The following is a 16,640-nucleotide window of genomic DNA, read 5'->3' as shown; positions in this document are numbered from 1 at the left end:
GCCGTGCGGGATCACTGCGTGAAGACGCCGATGCCGTTCGGCACGGGACGCTCCGCGCCACCGGAGGGGTGGTTGCGCACCGTGACCCCGGAGGCTCCCGGCGCCCGGGCGACGAGCGTCGTGGAGCCGCCGCCGTCCAGGCTGAAGCCCTCGGTGGCGCCCAGGCCCTTCAGCGCCTTGGCTACCTCGGCGATGGTCAGCCCCGAGCGGTTGGCGGCCGCGCCGTCCACCGCGAACAGCAGCACGCGCCGCCCGCCGTTCGCCAGGCCCACGGCCGTCCGTACGGCCGAGGTCCGGGAGTCCAGTCCGGTCAGGGCCGTACCGCCGGAGAGCACCGGATAGCCGCCGAGGGCGAAGCGGTACGCGCGCCGCGACGCGGCCGTCAGGCCGTACCGCACCGTCACCCGCTGCCCCTTGACGAGCGTGCGCAGGCGCTGTGCGCCCGCCTCCCGCCCGACGAGCACGGTGGTGTCCGCCGCGATGGTGCCGCTGCCCGGGGTGGCGGTGGACGACACCACCACGCCGTTGCGCACGGTCACCTCGTAGGTGCTCGTGCTGCACGCGGCGGCCCGTTCGGTGTCCGTGCCGCAGGTGGCCCGGAGCCGGGAGACGCTGCCCCAGCCGGACGTGTACGCGCCGATGGAGTTCTCCGCCAGGGCGTACTGGTTGAGCCCGCCCAGCGGCAGGCGGCGCCCGACGGTGCTCACCCGTCCGTCGAGGGTCAGGCTGTCCAGCCGGGCCCTGCCGTCGGTGCCGACGCCGACGACGTTCTTCGTGGTGGTGCCCGGCGGCAGTTCGGGCCCGAACCGCTGGCCGTCCGGAACGGCGCCCTTGAGCGCCTTCCCGTCCGCGACGGCCGGGCCCACGGAGGCGCCGGTCGCGGCGACACCGGGGTGCTGGGTCTCGGTGATGTTGAAGAAGTCCCCGTTGACGCCCGCCACGGCCTTCTGCGCCGTGGCCAGTTGGGAGACCGTCGCGCGGGACGCGACCTTCCCCGGATACAGCAGGCCGAGGCGGACGTGGGTGTTCGTCAGGTCGACGCTCAGTACGTGCGCATGGGTGCTGCCGGCCGTGGCCGTCAGGTCGTACTGGCGGTAGGCCACGCCCGCCGCGACGGTGGTCCAGGTCGCCGCGCCGGCGGGCGTCGCCCCCACGAGGAGGCCGCCCGCCAGTGTGCCGAGCGCCGTCAGGACCGTCAGCGTCGTTCTGCGCGCCCCGTACCGTCTCCGACGCTGTCTCCGGAGCGGTTTCTGATGTGGTGTCACGGACCCCCCTGGGTGGTTTCGGGCCCGCAACTTTCTCACGACCCGCGGGGGTCACCGTCGGGAGCCCGGCGAACACCACGAGAACGGGTGAGGAAGGGTCACATCACGGCCGACGCCCGGTCACCCGTGCGAGGACCCGTACGAGGACCCGTACGAGGACCCGTACGAGGAACGGTCCTCGTACGGTGTGAAGTGGGCCGGCGCGTGGTCGATCGACAGGTCCGGGCGCCAGGCGGTGAGGGCCTGGGCGCTGCACACGAACAGGGACGGCGGCAGCCGGTCCAGGGCGTACCAGCGCCAGTCGCCGACGCGTTCGCCGGGCTGGTCGGCCGGTTCGCCCCGCCAGCCGGTGACGACGGCGCCCACCGTCACCCGGACGACACCGCCGGCGTCGTCGAGCAGCGTGCCCAGCAGCCGGACGTCCGAGGGGTCCGCCCGCAGCCCGGTCTCCTCCCGCAACTCCCGTACGACCGCCTCCTGGAGCGACTCCCCGGGCTCCACCGTGCCGCCGGGCAGCTCCCAGGTGCCCCGGCGGTGGCGGCCCAGCAGCAGCCCGCGCGGGCCGTGCAGGACGGCGCCGACGCCGAGGGCCGCGTGGGCGACGGGCGGCAGCGCGGAGCGCGGGCGGGACGTGACGCGCGCGGGGCGCCGGGCCCGGAAGACGCGGTGGGAGGCGGGGCGGTCCGGATCAGGCGCCGGCACCTCCACCACCTCCTCGACGCGCAGCCCGTGGTCGGCGAGGAGCCGCTCCCACACCTGCGGGGCCGGCTCCCACCGGTGGACCGGTGCCTCGCCGCCGCCCGGCAACGGCAGGGTTCCGGGCCGTGTCACGAGGTCCGTCGAGGGGACCGTCCCGCGCGCACCGGTGTGCGGCACCGAGAAGCACAGCGTCCCGCCGGGCGCCAGCGCCGTCGCCAGCGCGGGCAGCAGACGGCGCGGATCGATGTACGGCACGGCGCCGACGGAGTAGACGACGTCGTACGGGCCGGCGGCGCGCAGGTGGGCCACGGCGTCCGCGTGGACGAGGCGCAGGCCGGGGAGGTCGCCGTGCAGGGCCCGGGCCCGTTCGATCTGACCGGGCGCACGGTCGACGGCGTCCACCTCGGCGCCGTACGCGCGCACGAGCCGGGCGGCGTGCCCGGCCGTCCCGCACCCGAGGTCCAGCACCCGACGGCCCCTCAGCTCCCCCAGGAGGGCCTCGTCCGGTCCGGCGCCCGGGAACCCCCGGTCGATCCGCTCCGCCTCCGCGACGGCCGTACCGTGCCGCAGGTGACGCTCCGCGTAGGCCTGCCAGGCATCGGCGTTGACGGCCTCCTGGTCGTCCGGGCTGTCCTGGTCGTCCGGGCTGTCCGGGGCGTCCGAGGCGTCCGGGGCGTCCGGGGCGTCCGAGGCGTCCGAGGCGTCCGGGGCGTCCGGGGCGTCCGGGACGAGAGGGTGCGGCATGGGCGGCCTCCGGGGCGGGGCGGACGGGTGCACGGGCCGGGAGATCCTTACCGGCGGCCGGGCCGGGCAATCACCCGGGCGTACGGGAGGTCTTTCGGGGACGGGGGGCGGAAGGCGGGGGCGGGGGCCGCGACCGCGGCGGGCGCGTCCGCGCCCGGGACGATCACCTGTGACGGTCGGCACGGCCGCGACGGGGTGCTCGCGAGGGGCGTGCGGGACAGCTGTGGCGAGGGTGCTCGCCCTGGCGTGGGGGAGGGGCGTGGTGGGGTGCTCGCCCGGGGCGTACGGGACGGCTGTGGTGGGGTGCTCGCCCGGGGTGCAGGAGGACCTTGGCCGGGTGCTCGCCCGGGGTGCAGGAGGACCTTGGCCGGGTGCTCGCCCAGGGCATACCGGAGGACCGTTGCGGGGTGCTCGCCCAGGGCCGTACGGGAGGGCGGTCCCAGGGGCGCTCGCCCGGGCGATCACCCGTGACGCACGGGACGGGCGCGACGGGGTACTCGCCCGGGGCGAGCAGCCCGACCGGCGGAGGTGACGTGGTGGAGAAGGGACCCGACCGCATCGAGGACCCCTGGGGTCCCCGGACGCCCTACGGACCCGGCGCGCCCTGGCCCGCCCGCACCGACCTGCACCTGGCCGGCGGGCTCACCGAGGACGACGTGGAGCGCTGGGTGCCCTCCGCCTCGCTGCTCCACTCCAACGGCGACGCCATGGACATCGCCGTCCGGGACGGCCGGATCGTGGGCGTGCGGGGCAGGGCCGGCGACCGGGTCAACCACGGCCGGCTGGGACCCAAGGACCTGTACGGCTGGCAGGCCAACCACTCCCCGGACCGGCTGACCCGGCCGCTGGTGCGCGAGGGCGGACGGCTGACGGAGTGCGACTGGGACACCGCGCTGGAACGGATCGCCGCCCGCTCCCGCGCACTGCTGGACGAGCGGGGACCGGGCGCCCTCGGCTTCTACACCAGCGGGCAGCTCTTCCTGGAGGAGTACTACACGCTCGCCGTCCTCGCCCGCGCCGGCATCGGGACCAACCACCTCGACGGCAACACCCGCCTGTGCACGGCCACCGCCGCCGAGGCCCTGAAGGAGACGTTCGGCTGCGACGGACAGCCCGGCTCCTACGAGGACATCGACCACGCCGACACCATCGCCCTGTTCGGCCACAACATGGCCGAGACGCAGACGGTGCTGTGGGCGCGCGTCCTGGACCGGCTCGCCGGCCCCGAACCGCCCACGCTGCTGTGCGTGGACCCGCGCCGCACCCACGTCGCCCGCCACGCCCACGTCCACCTCGCCCCCCGTCCCGGCACGAACGTCGCCCTGCTCAATGCCCTGCTGCACGAGCTGATCCGCACCGACCGGATCGACCACGCCTACCTGGAGCGGCACACCGTCGGCTTCGACGAGCTGGCCGCCGCCGTCGAGCGGTGCACCCCGAAGTGGGCCGCCGGCGTCTGCGACGTCCCGGCCGCCGAGATCGAACGGGCGGCGGAGGTCCTCGGCACCGCCGAGCGGCTGCTGTCCACGGTCCTCCAGGGCGTCTACCAGTCCCACCAGGCCACCGCGGCCGCCGTCCAGGTCAACAACCTGCACCTGCTCCGGGGCATGCTGGGCCGCCCCGGCTGCGGACTGCTCCAGATGAACGGCCAGCCCAGCGCCGAGAACACCCGCGAGTGCGGCGCCGACGGCGACCTGCCGGGCTTCCGCAACTGGCAGAACGACGCGCACGTCGCCGAGCTGGCCCGGATCTGGAACGTCGAGCCCGAACGCATCCCGCACCACGCGCCGCCCACCCACGCGATGCAGATCTTCCGCAACGCCGAGCAGGGCTCGATCCGCTTCCTGTGGATCACCGGCACCAACCCGGCCGTCTCCCTGCCGGAGCTCTCCCGCATCCGCGCGATCCTCGCCCAGGAACGGCTGTTCACCGTCGTCCAGGACCTCTTCCTCACGGAGACCGCGCAGCTCGCGGACGTCGTCCTGCCCGCCGCCACCTGGGGCGAGAAGACGGGCACCCTCACCAACGCCGACCGCACCGTCCACCTCTCGGAGAAGGCCGTCGACCCGCCCGGCGAGGCCCGCGCCGACCTCGACATCTTCCTCGCCTACGCCGCCCGCATGGACTTCCGCGACAAGGACGGCGCCCCGCTGATCACCTGGCACGACCCGGAGTCGGCGTTCGCGGCCTGGCAGCGGTGCAGTGCCGGCCGCCCCTGCGACTACACCGGCCTGTCCTACGACCGCCTGCGCGAGGCCGGCGGCATCCAGTGGCCCTGCACCGCCGACGCCCCCGGCGGCACCGCGCGCCTGTACACCGACGGCATCGACTTCGCCCACCCCGACACCTGCGAGAGCTACGGCAAGGACCTCGTCACCGGGGCGTCCGTGGAGCCCGTCGAGTACCGGTCCCTCAACCCGGACGGCAAGGCGGTCCTCAAGGCCGCCGAGTACCTGCCCCCGCACGAGGAGACCTCGCCCGACCACCCCCTCCGGCTGATCACCGGACGGACCGTGCACCACTTCCACACCCGCACGAAGACCGGCCGCGTCCCCGAGCTCAACGCCGCGGCCCCCGACGTGTGGGCGGAGCTGTCGCCGTCGGAGGCCTCCCGGCAGGGCCTGGCCGACGGCGACCTCGTCCAGGTCACCACCCCGCGCGGCACGGTGCGCGCCCGGCTGCGGACCACCGTCATGCGTGACGGCACGGTCTTCCTGCCGTTCCACTACGGCTACTGGGACACCCCCGAGGGCCACCGCCCGCCCGACGGCGGCCCCGGCCGGGCCGCCAACGAGACGACGGTCACCGACTGGGACCCGGTCTCCAAGCAGCCCCTGTTCAAGTCGGGCGCCGCCCGCGTCACGCTCGTCGCGCGGCGCGCCGAGGGCCCCGGGAAGGACGGCCGCCGATGACGACGACCACCGGAGTCACCGCCACCCTGCGCGCCCTGCACGACGGCGAACACGCCCTGGAACGGGAGCTGCTGGCCGTGGCGGAACGGCACCGCGCGGAGCACGAGGTCCACCACGTCGCCAGGGACCTCGCCCGCTGGTCCCACGATCACACCGCCCGGCTGGCCACGACGGGCCGCCGCCACGGCCTCGACCTGCCGGGACCGCCGGACGACCCGGGCCCCGGCGCCCTCGCCGCGCTGCGCGAGCGGACCGCCGGGGCGCTCGGCCGGCGCCCCGCGACGGGCCTGCTCCTCCTGCACGACCTGCGCGACCTCCACCTGGCCGCCGCCCGCAACTCGCTGCACTGGGAGATGCTCGCCCAGGCCGCCCAGGCCCTGCGCGACGAGGAGCTGCTGGACCTCGTCGGCTCCTGCCACCCGCGGACGCTGCGGCAGATGCGCTGGACCAACACGGTGATCAAGGAACAGGCGCCGCAGATCCTCACCGCCGGCTAGGTCGTTCCTGACGGCTCTCGGAGCGTCCCCTGCCGGGACGAGACGGACGGGGTCCGTCAGTGCACGGGATGCTTGCTCAGGATGGACACCCGGTTGAAGGCGTTGATGGTGACCGCCACCCAGATCACCGCCGAGATCTGGTCCTCGGTGAGGGCCTCCCGGGCCTCGGCGTACGCGGACTCCTGCGCGGCGGCGTCGGAGGGGTGGGTGGTCGCCTCCGCCAGGGCCAGGGCCGCCCGCTCCAGCGGGGTGAACAGGTCGGTGTCCCGCCACGCCGCGAGCACCCCCAGCCGGCGCGTGGTCTCACCCCCGCGCAGGGCGGCCCTGGTGTGCAGGTCGAGGCAGTACGCGCAGCCGTTGAGCTGCGAGACGCGCAGGTTGACCAGCTCCACGACGGTGCGCTCCAGGCCCGCGTCGGCCGCCGTCGCGCGGACGGCCTCGGACGTCTGGACCAGCGCGTGATAGGCCTTGGGGCTCTGCTTGTCTATGAAGATCCGTCGAGTCATAGTTGAATATGTAACATTCCTGGGAGGGTCGGGATGGAACCGACGAGAGGTGGGCCGCAGTGAGCAAGGTCGAGGTACTCACCCCGCGGGACGTGCCGCTGGGCGGCCCACGGGCCATGACCGTACGGCGGACGCTGCCGCAGCGTACCCGTTCGCTGATCGGCGCCTGGTGCTTCGCCGACCACTACGGCCCCGACGACGTCGCCGACACCGGCGGCATGGACGTCGCGCCGCACCCGCACACCGGACTCCAGACCGTGAGCTGGCTGTTCAGCGGTGAGATCGAACACCGCGACAGTCTCGGCAGCCACGCCTTCGTCCGCCCCGGCGAGCTCAACCTCATGACCGGCGGCCACGGCATCAGCCACACCGAGGTCTCCACCCCGGACACCACCGTCCTGCACGGCGTCCAGCTCTGGGTGGCCCTCCCCGACGCGCACCGCGCCACCGGACGCGACTTCCAGCACCACGTCCCCGAGCCGGTACGGCTGGACGGCGCCGAGATCCGCGTCTTCCTCGGCGCCCTCGCCGGGACGACCTCCCCCGTACGGACCTTCACACCCCTCCTCGGCGCGGAACTCCTCCTGGGTCCGGGCGCCACGGTCACCCTGCCCGTCGACCCCGCCTTCGAGCACGGCCTCCTGGTCGACACCGGGGCGGTCCGCTTCGCCGACACGTCGCTGCGGCCCGCGGAACTCGGCTACCTGGAGCCCGGCGCCGCCCGTCTCACCCTGACGAACGAGTCCGACGACACGGCCCGGGCCGTCCTGCTGGGCGGCCCTCCGTTCGAGGAGGAGATCGTCATGTGGTGGAACTTCATCGGACGCACCCACCAGGACATCGTCCGCGCACGGGAGGACTGGATGGCGGAGCTCGGCGGCCCCCGGTTCGGCGAGGTACAGGGCTACGACGGCGCTCCGCTGCCCGCCCCCGAGCTGCCGAACGCCCCGTTGAAACCGCGGGGGAACAGGCACTGACCTGCGCGGATGCCGGGTTCTGGCGATAGGGGGGCGCAGTCCTACCGGCCACTGCCTCCCACCGCCCCGGCGGCTCGCGGAGACGGCGGCCGGCCCTGCCGAGTGCCTGAGTCGGAACAGCGGGCGCTTCCAAAGTGTGGCTGCCTGCGGGCGACTCCGGTCAGCCTCTTGCTGACCTTTTGCTGACTTCACTGACGCGTCATCGGTTGATGGCTCAGGTGTCCCGCCGGCGCGACCTGCCCCGGCGGTAAGGCTTCACACCGGCTCCGCCACCGCCGTCGGTACGGCAGGTGTTGCCCGGAACTGACTTCCGTCGCCGACCTGACCAGCTCGTTCGCGGAAATGCTCACCACGCTCGACGGGCTGCGCCTCCCCGAGTGGATCACCGAGGCGGCGTCCACAGCGTCTGCCGCTCATCCGGATGCGGGAACAGCACCGCGAACTTCACCGCGAGTCGGGTACGGATCTCGTCCGGGATGCGCATACCACGTCGACGAGCCCTGGGGCGGGAAGCAACACCTTGATGATCTGCAAGCCCTTAGGTGAGCGTATACCTGCCGGTCAGAAGGCCGTAGTGGGGAATGCCATGCGGGCTCTGTGCGGCCATGGGAAATCAAACGATGGGCCCGAAGGGTGCTCACCGGAAGGTTCACGCCAATTGGGCGGACCACCCGACGTGAACGAATGTCGGGACGAAGTCCGCATCGACGGGCCCGTTGCCTCATGTCGGCGGGGTGGAAATCATGTCGCGTGACCCCGAGTTGAGAGCGCTTCCAATGCAGGGCGAACAATACTGTCGAATCTGATTTGAAACATGGCCGGACTCAATGCCTTGCGGGTCTCCGGGCATTCGGATATGCGAGCCGGAAGCGACCTTGACGCACTCTGGAGGCTGCCGTTTGACTGCCCGGGACGGCCTGCTCGGCGATGTCCGTGACCGGAGGCGGAACGCCTGCCGTCCGCCGAACAAAAGGGCCGAACAGGAGGCATGACGTGAAGGCCGAACCGCACGACCGTCGCACCCTCGTGAGGGGCCGCACCGCGACGTCGTTGCTGTTCCTGCTGTTCGGCACCGCGCTGGGCACGTGGACCAGCCGCATCCCCGCGGTCAAGGGCCATATCGGCCTCAGCGACGGCCTGCTGAGCCTGGCGCTGCTGGCGTTCGCGGTGGGCGCGATCGTCGGCATGCTGCTGCTGGGCCGGCTCGTGGACCGCTTCGGCAGCACCCTGGTGATGGTGCCGACCGCCCTGCTGGAGGGCGTCCTGCTCGTCCCGCCCGCCTACGTGGGCTCCCTCGCCGGGCTGGCCGCCGCCCTGTTCCTGTTCGGCCTGACCCACGGCACCCTGAACATCGCCATGAACGCCAACGCCGTGCACGTACAGCAGGCCTACGGGCGGCCGATCATGTCGTCCTTCCACGCCGTGTACAGCATCGGCGGCTTCCTCGGCGCCGCGGCCGGTGGCTTCCTCGCCCGTCAGGGCGTGGGCCCCGGCGCCACCTTCATCACCGTGGGCCTGGCCGTACTGGTGCTCGCCGGCTGGGCCGCGCTGTGGGCGCTGCCCGAGACTCGGCCGCAACGGCCCGCCCCGAACGTCGCCGGCCACGCGACGGAGCGCGCCGAGGGCTCCGTCGTCTCCCTCGACCTGATCCTCCTCGGCGTGCTCGCCATGTGCGCGCTGGTCGGAGAGGGCACAGCGGCCGACTGGAGCGCGGTGTACATGCACGAGAGCCTCGGCAGCTCGGCCGGCACCGCGGCCACCGCCTTCGCCGCGTTCTCCGTGGCGATGACGGCGGGCCGCCTGCTCGGCGACCGGCTGGTGGCCCGGTTCGGCCCCGTCCGGCTGGTACGCGCGAGCGGTGTGCTGGCGTCCGTGGGCATGCTCGCGGCCCTGCTGACCGGGCACCCGATCGCCGGGATCGCCGGCTTCGCCTGCCTGGGCGCGGGCATGGCCTGCATCGCCCCCCAGGTGTACTCGGCGGCCGGCCGGCGCGACCCGGCACGGGCCGGGGCGGCGCTCTCCCTGGTCATCAGCCTCGGCTACACCGGCTTCCTGGTCGGGCCCATCGTGGTCGGCTCGGTGAGCACGGTGACCGGCCTGCCCACAGCCCTGGGGGTGCCCGCGCTGCTGGTGCTGTGCGTGGCCCTCGGCGCCTCCGTGCTGCGCCCGCGCGAGGCGGGTGTGCCGGACGGCGCCTCCCCGTCCCTCGATTCCCCGCGCTCCGATGACCGCCCCGGAGCCCCTTCCACCTCCCGCCCCGGAACGGGCGACTGAACGGCCGTCTCCCTCCGGCGTCCCCAGGAGCGCCGTGCCCGTCCGCCCGCGCCCCGCGCACCCGACCGAACAGGGATGACCTTTGCGCATCATCGAATGCCACGTGGAGTTCAGCGGATTCGACGAGTCGCTGCTCGACGAGGGCCGGCGCTGCAAATGCTGCACCGAGGTGGGGGCAGGGTGCGGTGCCGGTCGAGGCCCTCGGTGGGGATCCGGCGCACGGAGGCGGCGTCCAGGACACCGCCGAGGACGCGGCCCAGACGCAGCGTGGTGCCGCCGAGGTCGGCGACGACGGTGACGCGCGGGCCACCCGCGCCGGCGAGCGCTGTGGTCATGGGATGACACCTCCGAGGGCCGGTGCGGGCTCGCAGGGCTGGACGGTGCCGTCCTCCAGCACGATGGCGGCGCGGAGTTCGGTGCCGGCGGGTATGCGGGCGCCGGGCAGCAGGACGCAGTCGCTGACGTGGGCGTCGGCTTCGATCCGTACGCCGGGATGGACCACGCTGTGCTCGACAAGGCCTTCGTTGGCCAGATCGGCGGCGACGACGCTGTGGTGCACGCCGTCGGTGTGGGTGACGCGGCGGCGGGGGACGCCGGGGGCGAGGGTGCGCGGCAGGTCGGCCAGGGTCAGGGTGGGCGGGTCGGTGAGCAGGCCCCGGTGTGCGCGGTGATAGCGCTCGACGGTGCCGATGTCCTCCCAGTATCCGGTGACCTCGTGGCCTCGGACGCGTTCGCCGCCGGCCAGCATGGCGGGGATGACGTCGCGGCTGATGTCGTGGTGCCAGTCCGTGCCGTCGAGGTGTTCGAGGTAGTGGTGCAGAACGGTGGCGTCGAAGACGCAGAACGCGGCGAAGACCGGGTCGCTGGTGGGTGTTCGGGTTTTTCCACGAAGTCCGTCAGGTTGCCGTCCGTGTCGAAGTCGACCATGCCGAACAGATGCACCCAGCGTCGTTCGATGCGCTGGTAGGAGACGGTCAGGGCGGCTCCGTCGGCGCGGTGCCGGCGGATCCGTGCAGTGTCCGCAGCGCGGCGTCCAGTTCGTCGCGGGTGACGTCGTTGACGAAGCGGACGTGTCCGATGCCGTCGGGCAGGCCCAGCAGCTGCTGGCCGTCGCGGTGGCGCACGGTGTCGCCGAGGCCGCGGGAGATCAGCTCGGTCGTGCACACCGGGTGCCAGGTGGGCAGTCCGAGGCCGGCCATGACGTCGAGGACACGGTGCAGTTCGGTGCCGTCGAGCAGTCCGCGCCGGTGGGCGAGAACAGAGCTGAGCGCCATGTCGATGCAGACGGCTTCGCCGTGCAGCAGGTCCGGCAGGGCCTTCATCTCGATCGCGGGTGAGAAGGAGTGGCCGAAGTCGGCCAGGCGCCGCAGGTCGTGCTCCCAGAGGTTGGGCTCCAGTTCCTGGAGCATGTCGTGGATGGCCAGCCGCATCACTTCGGTGGCGACTTCGCCGCCGTCCGGCCCGGCGTCGGCCCGCATCCGGTGCCGGGCCAGGCGTGGACCGTGGGCTGCCAGGTGTTCGAACAGCTCGGGGTCCTTCACCATGGCCATCTTGAGGATCTCGGCGAGGCCGTTGCGCACGTGGCGGATGCTGAGCGTGCCGAGGAACTCCCGGTCGATCAGGGTGACGGCGGAGGGGTGGTAGGTGCCCAGCCGGTTCTTGTGCTCGCGGAAGTTGACCCCGGTCTTGGCCCCGATGGCGGCGTCGACCATGCAGACGAGGGTGGTGGGGACCCGGATGTAGGGGGTGGAGCGGCGGTAGAGGCTGGCGGCGAGGCCGGCCAGGTCGGTCAGGACCCCGCCGCCGATGGCGATGACGGGTTCGCGGCGGCGGGAGACACCGAAGGCGTCCATGGCGGAGACGATCTCGAAGACGGTCTCCATGCTCTTGACGGACTCGTGGGCGTCGATGACGCACAGCCCGTACTCGATGCCCTGCATCTCGAAGTACTCGCGGATGCGCCTTCCGTACAGGGTGTGCACGGTGGCGTCGACGACGAGCAGTCGGCGGCCGGGCCGGATCGTCTCGGGGAGGCCCGCCGTGGCCAGGGTGGGGTTGTCCGGATCGAGGAGGCCGGGGCTCAGGCGTACCTCGTAGGTGACTTCCTTGCTCGTGCTCACCCGCCACTTGTGTGTGGCGGGGGCCGTGGAGCCGGGCAGCACCGTCTGTACTGCGGATTCGGGCTGGGCTGTCATGTCGTCACGCCTCTCGTTTCCCCAGGGCACCGCGGTGCCGGGCTGGCGAACGGCGGTCGTGGGGTCCTGCGGATATGCCGGCTGACCGGTGAGGGTGCTATGCGCGGGGTGGGGCCGCGGTGGGCGGCGCGGTCCTGCGGTCTCCCAGGGAACGCCACCACTCCGTGAGGACAGGCTGCGCCGCCCCGACGGTTCGGACGGTTTGTACGGGGCGGTGGACAAGCCCGACTTCGTTCTGGTCGTGCCTCGTGAACGGGACGGGTTTCACCTGGTGGAGCAGTACCGCTATCCGGTGGGCGGCCGGTTCTGGGAGTTCCCCCAGGGGGCGCTCGCCGAGGGCCTGACCCGCGGTGAGCCCTGCCGGGAGGCCGCCGAGGCCGACATGGTGCAGTGCTGGGTGGATGCCGCGGCCTTGGACGACATGGTGGCGGACGGTCGGTTCGTGGACGCGGCGTCGCCGGCGGCCCTCGCGCTCCTGTGGCGCCGGCCGCGTGGCGGGCGTCGCAGTGGGCCTTGGTGAGTCGGCCGGGAACGTAGGGCCGGCCGCCTCATGGCAACGGTACCCGGGCACTCATCGCCCGCCGCCGCCTCGCCGCTGCGCGCCTGCGCGCAGCTCGTCCGCGAGCTGCCGAGGGGACCAATCGTCCTGCACCGCCCGCCACACCGTCTCCGCCGGGGCGGGCGGTGCCAGGCCGCCGACCGGGGCGTCCAGATCGAGGTCGGTGGGGAACGAGTAGCCCTCGGCGCAGCTGTCGACGACATTGCGCAGCCACTGTTCGCCGGCCCCCTCCGTCTTGCGCCGCCGCAGCACCGGGAAGATCGCGTTGACCATGGACTCGCGGTCCACGCTCTCCATCGCCCGGCCGAAGGGGGAGGAGACCTGCAAGAGATTGCCCATGCGCCGCACGGTGGTGGTGCGGTTGTGTCCAGCCGCGTGGAAGAGCGCGGGATTGAAGAAGACCAGGTCCCCCTTGTCCAGCGGCAACTGGACGTGGTGCTCCTCGAAGTAGGTGCCGAACTCCGGCCGCCGCCAGGCCAGATAGCCCGCCTCGTACTTGTGGGAGTGCGGCAGGTACAGCGTCGGCCCGCTCTCCACCGGCATGTCGCAGTGGGCGACGGCGCCCTGCAGGGTCAGCGCCGGGGCCATCACATGGGTGTGGCGGGGGAAGGCGGCGGCGCGTTCGTCGGACAGGAAGCCGAAGTGGTAGTCGCGGTGGACACGCTGTGCGGCGGCGCCGGGATTGACCACGTTGACCTGGGAGGTGACCTGGTACCCGGGGCCGAGCCAGGCCGAGCAGACCAGCGCGACGATGTCGTTGGCGTAGTAGTCGGCGAAGACCTCGGGTGCCCGGCGGGCCAGTTTCTCCACCGCGTTCCACACCCGGTCGTTGGCGCCGGGCTTGGCGTAGTGGTCCCCGCGTGCGGCGCCGGTGGCCCGTTCCTCCTCGATCAGCGCCGTGAAGACGTCGGTGGCCCGGTCGATGACCGACAGGTCGGCGAAGGCGCGCTTGAACACGGCCACGCCCGGCCCCGTCGACAGCACGAGGTTCACCTCCGCCTGGAGGTCCCGGCGGCCCTGCGCCGTGGTGGCGAGGACCTCCAGCCGCCGGGCGTCGTAGAGGGGGATGTCGCGCTCGACGGCATCGGCCGTGGGGCACAGCGCGGGGTCGGTGGTCTGCTCGACGCAGGCGCGGAACTCCTCGAGCCGGCAGTCGGCCGTACCGAGCCAGACCGGCGACCTCGTATCCACGAGAGTCATGGGGATCCTCATTCGTGAGTGGGTGTTCCAGTACCGTCCTGGCGGGCGGTTGCACTGGCTGACGGGCCCGCATGGGCTGTGCGGGCCGGGTGGTCACGGCGTGCGCGTGACCCGCGTCCCGGGAACCTCGCGGGTCGAGGGCGGACGGGGCACAGGTGTGGCGAAGCCCCGGTCGCAGTAGGACAGCGGAGGCCGGTCGCCGACATGTGTGCCTTCCACCAGGCCCACGATGATGCTGTGATCGCCGCCGTCCAGCACGCTGTGCTTGCTGCAGACCAGGCGCGCGGTCGCCTCCGGAAGGCCCGGCAGACCGTTCTCGCTCGGGATGAAGCCGCTCGTCGCCACCTTGCGCCGGTCGTGTGCGGCGAAGTGCATGGCCACCGACGAGTGCTCCGCGGCCAACACGTTGACCAGGAACGTCTCGGTCAGGGTGAAGGCGGAGTGCGCGTGTGCGTTCCTGGCCAGACAGATGAGGACCAGTGGTGGGTCGAGGGAGAGGGAGCAGAACGAACTGGCGGTGAAGCCCCAGGAACGGCCATCGGGTGTGATGGTCGTGACGACCGTGACGGGAGCGGGCACCCGGCTCATGGCGCGGGTGAAGGACTCGGGGGAGACAGCCATGTGAAGATCGCCTTCGTCGAGGAGGCGGGACGCCGGAGTCTCCGGCGAAGCGGTGCGCCCTGTACCGCTCTCGGAGCGAGACTGGCGCAGGGCCGTACACGCCGCATACATGCCGCGTACATCAAGGGCCGTGTGGTGGTTTCGGTGAACAGTGAAACAACACGGTTTCGAATGGTGGATCATGGGCACACAGTGAGACGCCTTGTGTGCAGCGAGGGGAAATTGGGAAAATGGCTCCCCTACGCGTGCGGTCGCAGGGCGATCAGCAAGCCATGTTCTGCCGCCTGAGCACCACGTCGTCGTCCGCAGCTGCTCATAGGAGAACTCCCGTATGAAATTCGGGGTTTTAGGCCCGCTCGAAGCAGAGTCCGCGAACGCCCACTTACCCGTGCGGGGGAGGCGCAGAGGCGCCCTTCTCGCCGCGTTGCTCGTCAATCCGAACCGGACCGTGTCGGTCGGCGGACTGACAGGGGCCATCTGGCCCGACGAACCACCGAGTTCCGCCCTGGCCAACATCCGCACCTACGTCTACGAGCTACGCCGCCAGTTGCAGCGGGCCGACGGCAGAGAAGGCAGACTGAGCAGCCACCCCGAGGGTTACCGGCTGACCGTGGACACCGACGAACTCGACCTGCTGCGCTTCCGGTCCCTCGCCGACGCCGGCGACCGCGCGGCACAGTGCGGCGACCACCGCACCGCCGAGGAGTGCTTCGCGGGCGCTCTGCGGATGTGGCGGGGGCGCCCGGTGGAAGGGCTGGAACTGGGGCGGTCGCTCGCGGCGAAGCTGACCGTGCTGGAGGAGGAGCGCTGGGCGGTCGCCTCGGCCCGGATCGACTCCCAGCTGGCCCTGGGCCGCAACGCGCAGGCGGTCTCCGAGCTGTGGGACATGACCACGGAGCGTCCGCTGTGCGAGCGGTCCTGGGCACAGCTGATGGTCGCGCTCTGCGGAGTCGGCCGCACCGCCGAAGCCCTGGCCGCCTACCGGCAGGCCCGCCAGATCCTGGTGGAGGAGATCGCGGTCGAACCGGGCGTCGAGCTCCAGCGGTTGCAGTCCGCCATCCTCCGCGGCGAGGCACCCGGCGCCACACCGTCGCCCGCCCCGGTCGGCGCGCCGGAGGGACCGGTGGTGATACGGGCCGCCGCGGGGGTGCCCTGCGATCTGCCGCCGCGCCCGCCGATGCTGGTCGGGCGCGATGACGTGCTGGGCCAACTGGACGCCGTGGCCGAGCTGTTCGGCACCGAGCACGGTCGGCCCGACGCCGCCGTCGTGGCCCTCTCCGGTCCGCCGGGGATAGGCAAGACGGCCACGGCCCTCGCCGCCGCCTACCGCCTGCGCCACCGCTTTCCCCAGGCCCAGCTCTTCGCCACCCTCGACGGCACGAGCGACAGGCCCCGGTCCTCCGGTGACGTGATCGTCGAACTGCTCGGTGCCTTGGGGCTGCCGCCGTCGGCCATCCCCTCGGGCCAGTACGAACAAGAGGCGCTCTACCGGTCGATGATCGCCGACCGGCGCACCCTCCTCGTCCTCGACGACGTCGCCGACACCGCCCAGATCCGCCCCTTGCTGCCCGGGGTCGGCCGCTGCCTGGTGCTGGTCACCAGCCGCCCGTCGCTGGTCGACCTCGACGCCGACCTGCGCCTGACCCTGCCGCCCCTGACCCGGGCCGCATCCGCCCAGCTCCTGGTCACCCTGGTCGGTGAGGCACGGGCGGCCGCCGAGCCCCGGGAGACCGCCCGGGTCGCCGAGGCGTGCGAAGGGCTGCCCCTCGCCCTGCGTATCGCCGGGGCACGCCTGGCGGCCCGGCCGACGTCCTCCCTGTCGGCGATGGCTCGCTCGCTGGCCGACGAGCACACCCGGCTGAACGAGCTGGTGGTGGGCGACCTGTCGGTGCGGGCGCGGCTCGCGCAGAGTTTCCGCGCGCTGGCCCCGATGACACGGGAGGTCTTCCGCCGGCTGGGCAGCGCCGGCGCGGAGACCGTCACGGCGGGCTCCCTCCAGAACGAGCTGGGGCTGCCGGAGACGGTGGCCGAGAGCGTCCTGGACGAGCTGACGCAGTATCACTTCCTGATACCGGTCGCCGAACGGCCCGCGGAACATCGCATTCCCGACCTCTACCGCGCGTTCGCCAAGGCCTCCCGGGTGCCTGTGGCCGCACCCGTCCCCGACGGCCGTCGCCCGAGTCCGTAAGTG

Annotated in this window: 14 protein-coding genes; 6 read left to right on the top strand and 8 right to left on the bottom strand. The window is 72.7% G+C overall.

The genetic code is table 11. The features are described 5' to 3' along the window. Nucleotides 1–11: 11 nt before the first annotated feature. Nucleotides 12–1,199 carry a phosphodiester glycosidase family protein gene (locus tag ACFYWQ_RS16695; RefSeq protein ID WP_389517446.1) on the bottom strand — a complete coding sequence of 396 codons (1,188 nt, stop codon included), beginning with the start codon at nucleotides 1,197–1,199 and terminating at the stop codon, nucleotides 12–14. Nucleotides 1,200–1,385: 186 nt separating this feature from the next. Further along, on the bottom strand, nucleotides 1,386–2,708 hold the full coding sequence (locus tag ACFYWQ_RS16690; RefSeq protein ID WP_389517052.1) for an NUDIX domain-containing protein: 1,323 nt from the start codon (nucleotides 2,706–2,708) through the stop codon (nucleotides 1,386–1,388). Nucleotides 2,709–3,244: 536 nt separating this feature from the next. Here ACFYWQ_RS16690 and ACFYWQ_RS16685 point away from each other — a divergent pair. Together ACFYWQ_RS16685 and ACFYWQ_RS16680 are read left to right on the top strand one after the other, a co-directional pair. Further along, nucleotides 3,245–5,620 (top strand): molybdopterin oxidoreductase family protein, encoded by a 2,376-nt coding sequence (locus tag ACFYWQ_RS16685; protein ID WP_389517050.1) that lies wholly within the window; start codon nucleotides 3,245–3,247, stop codon nucleotides 5,618–5,620. Continuing rightward, on the top strand, nucleotides 5,617–6,117 hold the full coding sequence (locus ACFYWQ_RS16680; protein ID WP_389517048.1) for a hypothetical protein: 501 nt from the start codon (nucleotides 5,617–5,619) through the stop codon (nucleotides 6,115–6,117). The genes ACFYWQ_RS16685 and ACFYWQ_RS16680 overlap by 4 nt, the downstream gene beginning before the upstream one ends. A 56-nt stretch (nucleotides 6,118–6,173) precedes the next feature. On the opposite strand, the gene ACFYWQ_RS16675 is transcribed toward ACFYWQ_RS16680, so the two are convergent. Next, a complete protein-coding gene (locus tag ACFYWQ_RS16675; RefSeq protein WP_389517046.1) occupies nucleotides 6,174–6,623 on the bottom strand; it encodes a carboxymuconolactone decarboxylase family protein in 450 nt (149 codons plus the stop codon). Nucleotides 6,624–6,739: 116 nt separating this feature from the next. Between ACFYWQ_RS16675 and ACFYWQ_RS16670 the strand changes: the two genes are divergently transcribed. After that, entirely contained in the window at nucleotides 6,740–7,600 is an 861-nt protein-coding gene (locus ACFYWQ_RS16670) for a pirin family protein (protein WP_389517444.1), read from the top strand. 993 nt (nucleotides 7,601–8,593) lie between these two features. Beyond that, nucleotides 8,594–9,874 carry an MFS transporter gene (locus ACFYWQ_RS16665; RefSeq protein WP_389517044.1) on the top strand — a complete coding sequence of 427 codons (1,281 nt, stop codon included), beginning with the start codon at nucleotides 8,594–8,596 and terminating at the stop codon, nucleotides 9,872–9,874. 110 nt (nucleotides 9,875–9,984) lie between these two features. Here the strand turns inward: ACFYWQ_RS16665 and ACFYWQ_RS16660 are convergent, their stop codons facing one another. The 3 genes from ACFYWQ_RS16660 to ACFYWQ_RS16650 form a co-directional block, all read right to left on the bottom strand. Further along, nucleotides 9,985–10,209, bottom strand: a complete 225-nt coding sequence (locus ACFYWQ_RS16660; RefSeq protein WP_389517042.1) for a hypothetical protein — start codon at nucleotides 10,207–10,209, stop codon at nucleotides 9,985–9,987. Continuing rightward, entirely contained in the window at nucleotides 10,206–10,694 is a 489-nt protein-coding gene (locus tag ACFYWQ_RS16655; protein WP_389517442.1) for a hypothetical protein, read from the bottom strand. The genes ACFYWQ_RS16660 and ACFYWQ_RS16655 overlap by 4 nt, the downstream gene beginning before the upstream one ends. A 154-nt stretch (nucleotides 10,695–10,848) precedes the next feature. Continuing rightward, nucleotides 10,849–12,069, bottom strand: coding sequence for a sedoheptulose 7-phosphate cyclase (locus tag ACFYWQ_RS16650; protein ID WP_389517039.1), 1,221 nt, complete (start codon nucleotides 12,067–12,069; stop codon nucleotides 10,849–10,851). A 214-nt stretch (nucleotides 12,070–12,283) separates the two neighbouring features. On the opposite strand from ACFYWQ_RS16650, the gene ACFYWQ_RS16645 reads away from it, so the two are divergent. Continuing rightward, entirely contained in the window at nucleotides 12,284–12,589 is a 306-nt protein-coding gene (locus tag ACFYWQ_RS16645; RefSeq protein WP_389517036.1) for a hypothetical protein, read from the top strand. 51 nt (nucleotides 12,590–12,640) lie between these two features. On the opposite strand, the gene ACFYWQ_RS16640 is transcribed toward ACFYWQ_RS16645, so the two are convergent. Next, nucleotides 12,641–13,828, bottom strand: coding sequence for a phytanoyl-CoA dioxygenase family protein (locus ACFYWQ_RS16640; RefSeq protein WP_389517034.1), 1,188 nt, complete (start codon nucleotides 13,826–13,828; stop codon nucleotides 12,641–12,643). Between the two features lie 93 nt (nucleotides 13,829–13,921). Further along, nucleotides 13,922–14,449 carry a flavin reductase family protein gene (locus ACFYWQ_RS16635; RefSeq protein WP_389517032.1) on the bottom strand — a complete coding sequence of 176 codons (528 nt, stop codon included), beginning with the start codon at nucleotides 14,447–14,449 and terminating at the stop codon, nucleotides 13,922–13,924. 448 nt (nucleotides 14,450–14,897) lie between these two features. Between ACFYWQ_RS16635 and ACFYWQ_RS16630 the strand changes: the two genes are divergently transcribed. Next, nucleotides 14,898–16,637 (top strand): BTAD domain-containing putative transcriptional regulator, encoded by a 1,740-nt coding sequence (locus ACFYWQ_RS16630; RefSeq protein WP_389517029.1) that lies wholly within the window; start codon nucleotides 14,898–14,900, stop codon nucleotides 16,635–16,637. Nucleotides 16,638–16,640 lie beyond the last annotated feature (3 nt).

The organism is Streptomyces sp. NPDC003247, assembly GCF_042888135.1.
Taxonomy (GTDB): domain Bacteria; phylum Actinomycetota; class Actinomycetes; order Streptomycetales; family Streptomycetaceae; genus Streptomyces.
The sequence above is the reverse complement of the archived record's forward strand: the minus strand, read 5'-3'. Positions and strand labels throughout refer to the sequence as shown.

Coding starts and splice junctions, on each gene's coding strand:
- ACFYWQ_RS16635 (WP_389517032.1), bottom strand. CDS start 14,449: ATGGCTGTCTCCCCCGAGTCCTTCACCCGCGCCATGAGCCGGGTGCCC.
- ACFYWQ_RS16690 (WP_389517052.1), bottom strand. CDS start 2,708: ATGCCGCACCCTCTCGTCCCGGACGCCCCGGACGCCCCGGACGCCTCG.
- ACFYWQ_RS16675 (WP_389517046.1), bottom strand. CDS start 6,623: ATGACTCGACGGATCTTCATAGACAAGCAGAGCCCCAAGGCCTATCAC.
- ACFYWQ_RS16680 (WP_389517048.1), top strand. CDS start 5,617: ATGACGACGACCACCGGAGTCACCGCCACCCTGCGCGCCCTGCACGAC.
- ACFYWQ_RS16670 (WP_389517444.1), top strand. CDS start 6,740: ATGACCGTACGGCGGACGCTGCCGCAGCGTACCCGTTCGCTGATCGGC.
- ACFYWQ_RS16650 (WP_389517039.1), bottom strand. CDS start 12,069: ATGACAGCCCAGCCCGAATCCGCAGTACAGACGGTGCTGCCCGGCTCC.
- ACFYWQ_RS16640 (WP_389517034.1), bottom strand. CDS start 13,828: ATGACTCTCGTGGATACGAGGTCGCCGGTCTGGCTCGGTACGGCCGAC.
- ACFYWQ_RS16660 (WP_389517042.1), bottom strand. CDS start 10,209: ATGACCACAGCGCTCGCCGGCGCGGGTGGCCCGCGCGTCACCGTCGTC.